This window comes from Tunturiibacter gelidiferens, assembly GCF_014201335.1.
Classification (GTDB): domain Bacteria; phylum Acidobacteriota; class Terriglobia; order Terriglobales; family Acidobacteriaceae; genus Edaphobacter; species Edaphobacter lichenicola_E.
This window is the reverse complement of the sequence record NZ_JACHEB010000004.1, coordinates 568,801-576,386: the sequence shown is the minus strand read 5'-3', so window position 1 is coordinate 576,386 and position 7,586 is coordinate 568,801. Positions and strand designations below refer to the sequence as shown.

The window sequence follows — 7,586 nt, the reverse complement described above, 5'->3', positions numbered from 1 at the left end:
CTCCACCAGAAAGGACCAGATTCGCGAAAGGCGAAAATAGTATGACTTGCCCAACTACATGCCCTTGACACGGACCGGCCTTCTCATGGAAGGCCAATGCACTCATTGAGGATTTTGTGAATCGGAGATTGGTCCTCACAAACGCTCGTGGGAGGGCCGACAAAAAGGTCCAATAACAGAAACGAATGAGGCGGTGGGCCTGTGTCTCTTCTAGGGGTCCGCTGACTCTCGCATATCGCTCGCCCGCTTCTTCATCCGAAAAGGGTCGGCATCTAAGAACCTTCCCGACTGCACTTTCAATCGTCGCAGTCGCCTTGCCAAAAGAGAGAGCCTTGGGTCCTGTGATCGGCATGGATCTGCCAATGTATTCCTCTGAGAGCAATGCCTCGGCGTATTCCTCTGAGAGCAATGCCTCGGCAGAGACAGCAGCGATATCGTCGGAGTGAATGAGAATGCGCCTCCATTCTCTGGTCGATGAGTGCACAACCCTGCGACCTAAGTCTAAGAAATCAATCGGACAATCGGCCCGTGAGGTCAGCTCTTACCCCAGATCATATCGAAGCCGTGGCGGAAGCCGAGCACCGCGCAGGAGATCAGCGTGATTTCGAGCGGAGCGTTCATTGGGTCGCCTCGATCTGCAATGCCGGACGGGTCTCGCGAGAATGGGCGTGTTGATCGTGCAGGAGTTGGAAGACGTCCAGCATGCCAGATCCGGTCTTGGCGGAAACCTCGAAGATCTGCATCCCGGGGCGCACACTTTCGATATTTCGGCGAGCGGTGGTCACATCGAAGTCGGCAGCCTCAGCAATATCCATCTTGGTGATGATCGCAACATCGGAGCTGTTGAAAATGGTGGGATATTTCAGAGGCTTGTCTTCACCTTCGGTGGCCGAGAGCATGACAAAACGGAGCTCTTCGCCGAGGTCGTAGCTGGAGGGGCAGACGAGATTGCCGACGTTCTCAATAAAGAGAAAGTCCAGGGCGTCAAGCTGCCATCCTTCCAGTGCTTTTTCGATCATCTGGGCATCGAGATGGCAGATGGTTCCAGTAGTGATCTGGCGGACGTTGGGTGTGGCTCGCTTGAGACGCGCGGCGTCGTTTTCGGTTGCGAGATCTCCGACCAACGCGGCGACGCGGAAATCGCGTGCTAGGCCGCTGAGTAGCTTTTCGAGGAACGCGGTCTTGCCTGAGCCGGGGCTTGAGACCAGACCGACGACACTGACGCCAGAGGTCTGGAATCGTTCACGGAGCGCGTGGGCGAGAAGGTCGTTTTGCTTGAGAATTTTGGCGCGTACTTCCACGATTCGTGTGCTCATGCGGCGACCTCCAGAGAGACGACTTCGAGTTCGCGGCCGCTGATTATCGTCTGGCTCGGCGTCTCGCACTCCGGACAGCAAAGTTGATAGAGCGACGGAGGCGTAAGGTTTTGGTGGCAGTTAGCGCAGTAGATGACGAGCGGAACGGTCTCGATATCAAGGTGCGAACGTTCGAGCGGAGTGCCTTCGCAGGCGAGCTCCCATGCGAAGAGGAGCGCGTTGCGGTCTACACCCGAGAAGACACCGACTTTCAGGTGCACAACCTCTACATCGTGAAGGTCGCGCGCTTCGGATTCGTCACCGATCTCATCGATGATGCTGAGAACGATCGATAGCTCGTGCATGAGCTGCCTTTCCTACTTACTGCATCAGGTTGCGAGCGGCTACATTGTGCTGATTTTGATGTAACGCTTGATGTCTGGCGCTGCCATAATTCCTATGACGATTACGGCCAGCCCCAGTACTCCGAAGATAATTTTTCCTGTCATGATGTCACCTCGCTACTGTTTGGGACCTGGACGAGTGTCTGCAACCGCATCGGCGGATCCTCGATTTCGGCGAGGGTTCTTCCGATCAACTCTTCGATCATGTTCGACGCTTCTTCGACCGCGGCCTGTACCTGCGGCGACAGCCCCATTCGGCCTTCGAGTTCGTCGCCAAAGTCCCTGGGTTCGCAGCCAACGACAAGGATTCGGGGCGCGATGGGACCAATCGCAGCGGCGAGATTGAGGACACGCATGGGGTCCATGCCATGAGGGTTCAGGTCCATGCCAGGTGCACCCGGATCGCCGAGTCCGGTGAGATCGGGTTCGAGGACGAACAGCGTGCCGGGTGTATCGTTGCGGGGAAGTGCGTCGACGAGGATAACTGTGTGCCAAGGGTCGAGCAGCGTGTAAGCGAGGTCGAAGCCGCGGATGCCAAAGTCTTTCACCAGGACCTCGCCGGCTAGTGTGCGGCGTGATAGCGAACGGACGACCTCGACGCCGAACGCGTCATCCCCAAGGAAGATGTTACCGATGCCGGCGATGAGGATTGTCTTCGTCACGCCGAAGCATCCTCTCTCAACGCATCCTGTCCGTTGTCTATATATGGCTCGACCTCTTCCGTGCCGAAGAAGAAGCGGTGGCCGGGCTGGCGCATCATGCCAAACTCGCGGCCGGGGTCGTCATCGATTACCACAGCGATCTGAATCTGATCTTCAAAGTCCTGCTCGATGGCTTCGATCACGCCAACCTTGCCGGTGAGGGCAATGTCGATGATGTCGGCGGTCTTCTGTGGCCAGATGCGGACGCGATCGCCGACGCGGAGAGCAATTCCGAAGACGGTCACCGACTCAGGTGGTGCTTTCTCTTCGGCGAAGGGATTCCACTCGACGCTGAAGCCATCTGGAGCGTCGGGATTCATGAGGCATCTCCTCGGATTTCACGTGTCGGACGAACGATGCCATGGGCTTTCAGCATCTCTTCGCCGGTGAGAGCTTCAGTGCGTTCAAGGATGCGGCGAGCGCGAGGATCGCCTGTACGCATCTGCTGCTTTTCGTCGTCGGTAAGGGTAAGGACACGTAGCGTAAGCATTTCGTCCATCTCTGTAGCGTCGAAGAAGTCGCCGGCGCTCTCGGGCGAGGTTTTGGGATAGTCGTACATGATGATGGGCGAGAGAAGAAGGATGGAGCGGTCCGGTTCGTCGCCGGCCAGGACAGGGAAAACTCCGATGTTAGCGCAGGCTTTGGCATCGGCACTGTAGAGGTCGGAGGGTTCTAGGAGCGAGATGAACTCTCCTCCGGTCAGGCCGAACAGGAGGTGTGCAGAGACCAGCGACTGGGGCAATGCTTCGTCGCGGCGGCTTTCGGCGGCGTTCGAAAGGGGGCTAATGTTTTCAAGTTCGAGATGCAGCTTGCAGGCGCCGCTGGGCAACATCTGGGCACTGACGGTGAGGCTCGCAGCGAGTTCGGCCGTAGTCTTGATGTGCAGTCTAAGAGGTTTGGTGAGGAGCGCCGTAAGGCTCAGGTTGCAGTGGTCCGACGTACGTTCGATTGCTTCTTCCCAGTCGAGTGATGGATCGGCGAGGTCTGAGCCTGTTCGCGGTTGCGGCAACAGTTGGAGAAAGCTGACCTTGATATCGAGCGAGACGCTGTGGCCGGGTAGAAGAAGGCATTCGGAGACAAGGCTGAACGGTTCCGGGGGCCGCTGGGCCTCGGCGTAGATGCGAGGGTAGAGCGTGCCGAAGTTCCACCGGTGGCGATTCTTGATGGCTGTGGGCCGGTATGGATAAAGAATGTATCCCTCGTAAAGTACAGCTGCTGCGATCTTTTCGACGGAGGTGAAGTTCATGCTTCGACCTCCTCTGGGCGTTTTGCTGAGGCGTTTTCGCTGGCCAGGGCCTTGGCGATGGCTTGTTCCCAGGTTGGCAGACCGTGGCGGACCTTGTAGTTGTAGAGTTGCTCGAAGGTATCGCGACGAAGGCAGAGCCAGGCAGAGTTAGGATGGTGCATCTCCATCATGTCTTTCCAGACAGAGACGGGAAGACGATAGATGCACTCACGGTCCCATGGGACTTGCGAGATCTGTAGAGCGCCATTGGAGCCTTCATAAAAAAGCGTGCCGCTGAACATGATGGCGACCGGGATGTCGCCTGAATTGAGGGCGTGGAAGTACTTTGTGGCAGCGACGTTGAAGTCGAAGGTACAAGGAAGTTCAAGATCGACAAGCAGTTCGCCGGTAAAGCGCGGGACGGCAATGCTGGTGTTCATCCAAAGCAGCGGTTTGACGGTACGTGCCCAGCGCTCGGGTGTGCCGAACAGGTCGAGCAGTTTCTCTTGTTCGTTGGGGACGTAGCGGCGCTTGGCGGGTTCGATCTGAACCTGGCAGCGAAGAGTGATGGCGTGAATCGTCTCAGTGGCGGGAAAGTTGGTGATGCGCAGCTTGAGTACAATCAACGGTGTGGCCGCATGAGGCACCGCTTCAGCGCCTTCGATCTGGAAGTGGAGCTCAGGCATGGGTAGGCTCCGGCTGCTGATTCGCAACAGACTCTCTCACTTCAGTGCTACGCGCTTGTAGACTCGCGAAGAATTCATGGATGTGCTTCCAGACTTCGCCCCCCCCGGAAAGGCCGCGCCAGTGCATGCGAATGAGGCCGACGAGATGGAAGCATTCGTCGATGGGAACGATGTAGTACTCATGGATGGCGCCGACGCGGTTGACGAGGAAAGTCTCTACGTCGGACTCCATCTTCTGGAGAGAGGGATGCTGAGCGGCGATTTCGGCCCAGCTTTCGAGGCTCAAGAGCGATTCGATGGCGCCAGCGGGACTGGGATACATCGCGATCATCCTGCCACCAGCGGTGTCGTAGTAGAAGAAAGCCAGGTTGATGGGGATCATGAGAGATTCCCATTGCAGATTCGGCATCTGGAAGTCGGCGAGAGCGCGAATGTGGCGCGGAATACGCAGGTAATGGGCTCCGGGCTGGCCGCTGAAGAGCAGGGCACAACCATCGCAGGAGCAGGCAATCTCGCGCTTGCGGGGCACGAGCAAATGCTGGTGGATCGGTGTCAGTTCGGCGCTGCAGAGCTCACAGCGTTCGGCGCCGTCTGAGATCGGGCGACGGCGGGCGACCTGCCTCAGGAATGACGGGACCGGAGTTCGTTCCTGCTGTTCGGAGAGTTCGTTCATACTGGGCTCCCAGGGTTAGGCAGGCGGCAACTGAGGCATCTTGGGACTAATTGGGCCGCGCTGCTCAAGGCTGATGCCGGTGGCGTCCTTCGCGGTGCGGGTGGGGCTGTGGTGGGCGAGCTGGTCAACGCGGCTCTCGCCTTTGCGGATTCCGAGGGCACGGGCTGGAGTATCAGGGCGTGCATCTTGTTTGGCCATGACGGTTCTCCCTACTTGATGGTTACGAGTTGAGGTCCGCTCTGCTCAGTAGTTGCGGCATTCTCGGAGACGACTTCGACGATATCGGGTGCGACCTCGAAGAGCGCGTCTTCGACTGCACTCTTAAGTGTGATGGAGGAACTAGGGCAGCTACCGCAGGTTCCGTGGAGGCGTATGTGAACAATGCCGTCGCGGACGCCAGCAAGGTCCACGTCGCCTCCGTGAGATTTGAGATAAGGACGAGCTTTTTCGATGCCGCGAAGCACACGGGTCTCGATGTCGTCCGGGTGGAGGTTGTGCAGCAGAAGCATGCTTGAGACCAAGTCGTTTTCCAACGCTTCGTTTAGAGCCTGCTCACCCGCCTGCGTCTGTCGGAGTGAGTCGACAAGACGTTGAAGAGCCGCGCCGTGCAGTTCAACGACAGATTGCACGAGGTCGAGCGCGGTCGCCCGTATCTCCGGGTCACCTGCGCTTTCAAGGCGTGCCGCGAGTTTTTCAACTCGCTCCGTCTGCAAACGAAACTCGCCGCGCTGTGGAGGTGAGATGGTACCAACAACTTCCGGCTGGGTATCCGACTGAGGCGCAGCAGCCATTATTCGTGCCCCGCTACGCCGAACATAGGAGAGTGGCGAGTTTCGAGGATCTTGCCGTCACCGAGATACATGTGAACGCCGCAGGGCAGGCAGGGATCGAAGCTGCGGACGGTGCGCATGATGTCGATACCTTTGAACTTGTCGGGGCCGTTCTCCTCGAAGAGTGGTGTGTTCTGCACCGCGTCTTCATATGGGCCGGGAGTTCCGTACATGTCGCGGGGATTAGCGTTCCAAGGAGTGGGGGGATAGGGATGGTAATTGGCGATCTTACCCTCGCGGATCACGACATGGTGCGAGAGAACGCCACGAACGGCCTCGTGAAAGCCACAGCCGATAGCTTCTTCCGGAACCTTGAATTCGGTCCAGGTGGAGGTGCGACCGGCATTCAATTCGGCGAGTGCTTTCTCGACGAAGTGCAGAGCGGTAGCCGCGGCGTAGGCCTGAAAGTATGTGCGGGCACGGTCACGCTCGAGTGTGTTCGACCACTTCGGGATGTGCCACTCGAATTCAGTCTCTGGCAGCATGGCGGTTTTGGGAAGATTGATCTTGACGCTGTGCCCGGTGGCCTTGACGTAGCCGATGTCTACCAGTCCGGAGAGTGCAGTCGACCAGAGACGTGCGATCGGCCCGCCACCGGTATCGAGGGCGAGGTGGTCTCCAGTGCGCTGATCGAGCCAGCGCGGCGACATAACCCAGGTGTAGTTGCCCTTAAAGTCGCGCTTCTGCGGGCGTGGGATTGTGGTCTGGTTCCAGGGATGACGTTTGTCGACGGTGTTGCCGAGCGGGTCGCGGGGTACGAAGGTTTCAGAGCCCTGCCAATCGTCATAGTAGGAACTTCCGAGCAGTATCCGAATGTTGAGATTGATATCGATAAGCGAGTTGGTGACCAGTTCACCGTCGACGACCACGCCAGGAGTCACGAACATCTTGCGTCCCCATTCGGCCATGGTCTTGTACTGGTAGTCGCAGTGGTCTGGATCGTTGTAGGAGCCCCAGCAGGCGAGCAGGACGCGGCGGCGGCCGACCTCTTCATAGCCCGGCAGCGCATCGTAGAAAAAGTCGAAGAGATCGTCGTGCAGTGGTACGACCTTCTTCATGAATTCGACGTACTTCATCAGCCTAACTAAATAGTCGGTGAAAAGTTGGATAGTAGCGACGGTGCCGACGCCGCCGGGATAGAGGGTCGATGGGTGGACGTGCCGTCCTTCCATGAGACAGAACATCTCGCGGGTCAAGCGACTCATGGCGAGTGTCTCGCGGTAGAAGGTGCCGGTGAAGGGGTTGAGCGCAGTCATAATATCGGAGATCATGCGGTAGCCGTGCTTGTCGGCGTTCGGCGAAGACGTATGCTGTGCTTTCTCCCAGACGTTCGGATTGGTCTCCTTCACCATCTGCTCGCAGAAGTCGACGCCAACGAGATTGTCCTGAAAGATGTTGTGATCGAACATATACTCGGCTGCTTCGCCAAGGTTGATGATCCATTCCGCAAGCGCGGGGGGACGAACGCCAAAGGCCATGTTCTGCGCGTAACAGGCGCAGGTCGCGTGGTTATCACCGCAGATACCGCAGATGCGACTGGTGATGAAGTGAGCGTCGCGCGGGTCTTTGCCCTTCATGAAGATGCTGTAGCCGCGAAAGATGGACGACGTGCTGTGACACTCGGCAACGGTCTTGTTAGCGAAGTCAATCTTAGTGAAGATACCGAGACTGCCGACGATACGGGTAATGGGATCCCAATTCATCTCGACGAGATTGCGCTTCTTATCCTCGAGTTCAGGGATAGTATCGGGAAACGTTGCCATAGCGTGATC

At 57.8% G+C, this 7,586-nt stretch carries 11 protein-coding genes; all 11 read right to left on the bottom strand.

Annotated features, from left to right (window positions below; all coding sequences use genetic code 11):
• Positions 1-617 precede the first annotated feature (617 nt).
• Genes hypB through HDF14_RS11275 form a run of 11 tightly spaced genes read right to left on the bottom strand, consistent with a single transcriptional unit; the run spans position 618 to position 7,577 of the window.
• Entirely contained in the window at positions 618-1,316 is a 699-nt protein-coding gene (hypB, locus tag HDF14_RS11320) for a hydrogenase nickel incorporation protein HypB (RefSeq protein WP_183976528.1), read from the bottom strand.
• Positions 1,313-1,660 (bottom strand): hydrogenase maturation nickel metallochaperone HypA, encoded by a 348-nt coding sequence (hypA, locus tag HDF14_RS11315; protein ID WP_183976526.1) that lies wholly within the window; start codon positions 1,658-1,660, stop codon positions 1,313-1,315. The genes hypB and hypA overlap by 4 nt, the downstream gene beginning before the upstream one ends.
• Positions 1,661-1,699: 39 nt before the next feature.
• Entirely contained in the window at positions 1,700-1,804 is a 105-nt protein-coding gene (locus HDF14_RS27535; RefSeq protein WP_406707210.1) for a DUF6893 family small protein, read from the bottom strand.
• Positions 1,801-2,361 carry a hydrogenase maturation protease gene (locus HDF14_RS11310; protein WP_183976524.1) on the bottom strand — a complete coding sequence of 187 codons (561 nt, stop codon included), beginning with the start codon at positions 2,359-2,361 and terminating at the stop codon, positions 1,801-1,803. The genes HDF14_RS27535 and HDF14_RS11310 overlap by 4 nt, the downstream gene beginning before the upstream one ends.
• Positions 2,358-2,720 carry a hypothetical protein gene (locus HDF14_RS11305; RefSeq protein WP_183976521.1) on the bottom strand — a complete coding sequence of 121 codons (363 nt, stop codon included), beginning with the start codon at positions 2,718-2,720 and terminating at the stop codon, positions 2,358-2,360. Before HDF14_RS11305 ends, HDF14_RS11310 begins: the two co-directional genes overlap by 4 nt.
• Entirely contained in the window at positions 2,717-3,646 is a 930-nt protein-coding gene (locus HDF14_RS11300; RefSeq protein WP_183976519.1) for a hypothetical protein, read from the bottom strand. The genes HDF14_RS11305 and HDF14_RS11300 overlap by 4 nt, the downstream gene beginning before the upstream one ends.
• Positions 3,643-4,311 (bottom strand): DUF6084 family protein, encoded by a 669-nt coding sequence (locus HDF14_RS11295; RefSeq protein WP_183976517.1) that lies wholly within the window; start codon positions 4,309-4,311, stop codon positions 3,643-3,645. The genes HDF14_RS11300 and HDF14_RS11295 overlap by 4 nt, the downstream gene beginning before the upstream one ends.
• Positions 4,304-4,984 carry a DUF5947 family protein gene (locus HDF14_RS11290; RefSeq protein ID WP_183976515.1) on the bottom strand — a complete coding sequence of 227 codons (681 nt, stop codon included), beginning with the start codon at positions 4,982-4,984 and terminating at the stop codon, positions 4,304-4,306. Before HDF14_RS11290 ends, HDF14_RS11295 begins: the two co-directional genes overlap by 8 nt.
• Before the next feature lie 15 nt (positions 4,985-4,999).
• Positions 5,000-5,182 carry a hypothetical protein gene (locus HDF14_RS11285; protein WP_183976513.1) on the bottom strand — a complete coding sequence of 61 codons (183 nt, stop codon included), beginning with the start codon at positions 5,180-5,182 and terminating at the stop codon, positions 5,000-5,002.
• A gap of 11 nt (positions 5,183-5,193) precedes the next feature.
• Positions 5,194-5,775, bottom strand: a complete 582-nt coding sequence (locus HDF14_RS27200; RefSeq protein WP_183976511.1) for a NifU family protein — start codon at positions 5,773-5,775, stop codon at positions 5,194-5,196.
• Positions 5,775-7,577: a nickel-dependent hydrogenase large subunit gene (locus HDF14_RS11275; RefSeq protein WP_183976509.1), complete on the bottom strand. Its 1,803-nt coding sequence runs from the start codon at positions 7,575-7,577 to the stop codon at positions 5,775-5,777. The genes HDF14_RS27200 and HDF14_RS11275 overlap by 1 nt, the downstream gene beginning before the upstream one ends.
• Positions 7,578-7,586: the final 9 nt, after the last annotated feature.

Bases quoted from the DNA above. Each gene is read 5' to 3' on its own strand.
- hypB (WP_183976528.1), bottom strand. From the start codon at position 1,316: ATGAGCACACGAATCGTGGAAGTACGCGCCAAAATTCTCAAGCAAAAC.
- hypA (WP_183976526.1), bottom strand. From the start codon at position 1,660: ATGCACGAGCTATCGATCGTTCTCAGCATCATCGATGAGATCGGTGAC.
- HDF14_RS27535 (WP_406707210.1), bottom strand. From the start codon at position 1,804: ATGACAGGAAAAATTATCTTCGGAGTACTGGGGCTGGCCGTAATCGTC.
- HDF14_RS11305 (WP_183976521.1), bottom strand. From the start codon at position 2,720: ATGAATCCCGACGCTCCAGATGGCTTCAGCGTCGAGTGGAATCCCTTC.
- HDF14_RS11300 (WP_183976519.1), bottom strand. From the start codon at position 3,646: ATGAACTTCACCTCCGTCGAAAAGATCGCAGCAGCTGTACTTTACGAG.
- HDF14_RS11295 (WP_183976517.1), bottom strand. From the start codon at position 4,311: ATGCCTGAGCTCCACTTCCAGATCGAAGGCGCTGAAGCGGTGCCTCAT.
- HDF14_RS11290 (WP_183976515.1), bottom strand. From the start codon at position 4,984: ATGAACGAACTCTCCGAACAGCAGGAACGAACTCCGGTCCCGTCATTC.
- HDF14_RS11285 (WP_183976513.1), bottom strand. From the start codon at position 5,182: ATGGCCAAACAAGATGCACGCCCTGATACTCCAGCCCGTGCCCTCGGA.
- HDF14_RS27200 (WP_183976511.1), bottom strand. From the start codon at position 5,775: ATGGCTGCTGCGCCTCAGTCGGATACCCAGCCGGAAGTTGTTGGTACC.
- HDF14_RS11275 (WP_183976509.1), bottom strand. From the start codon at position 7,577: ATGGCAACGTTTCCCGATACTATCCCTGAACTCGAGGATAAGAAGCGC.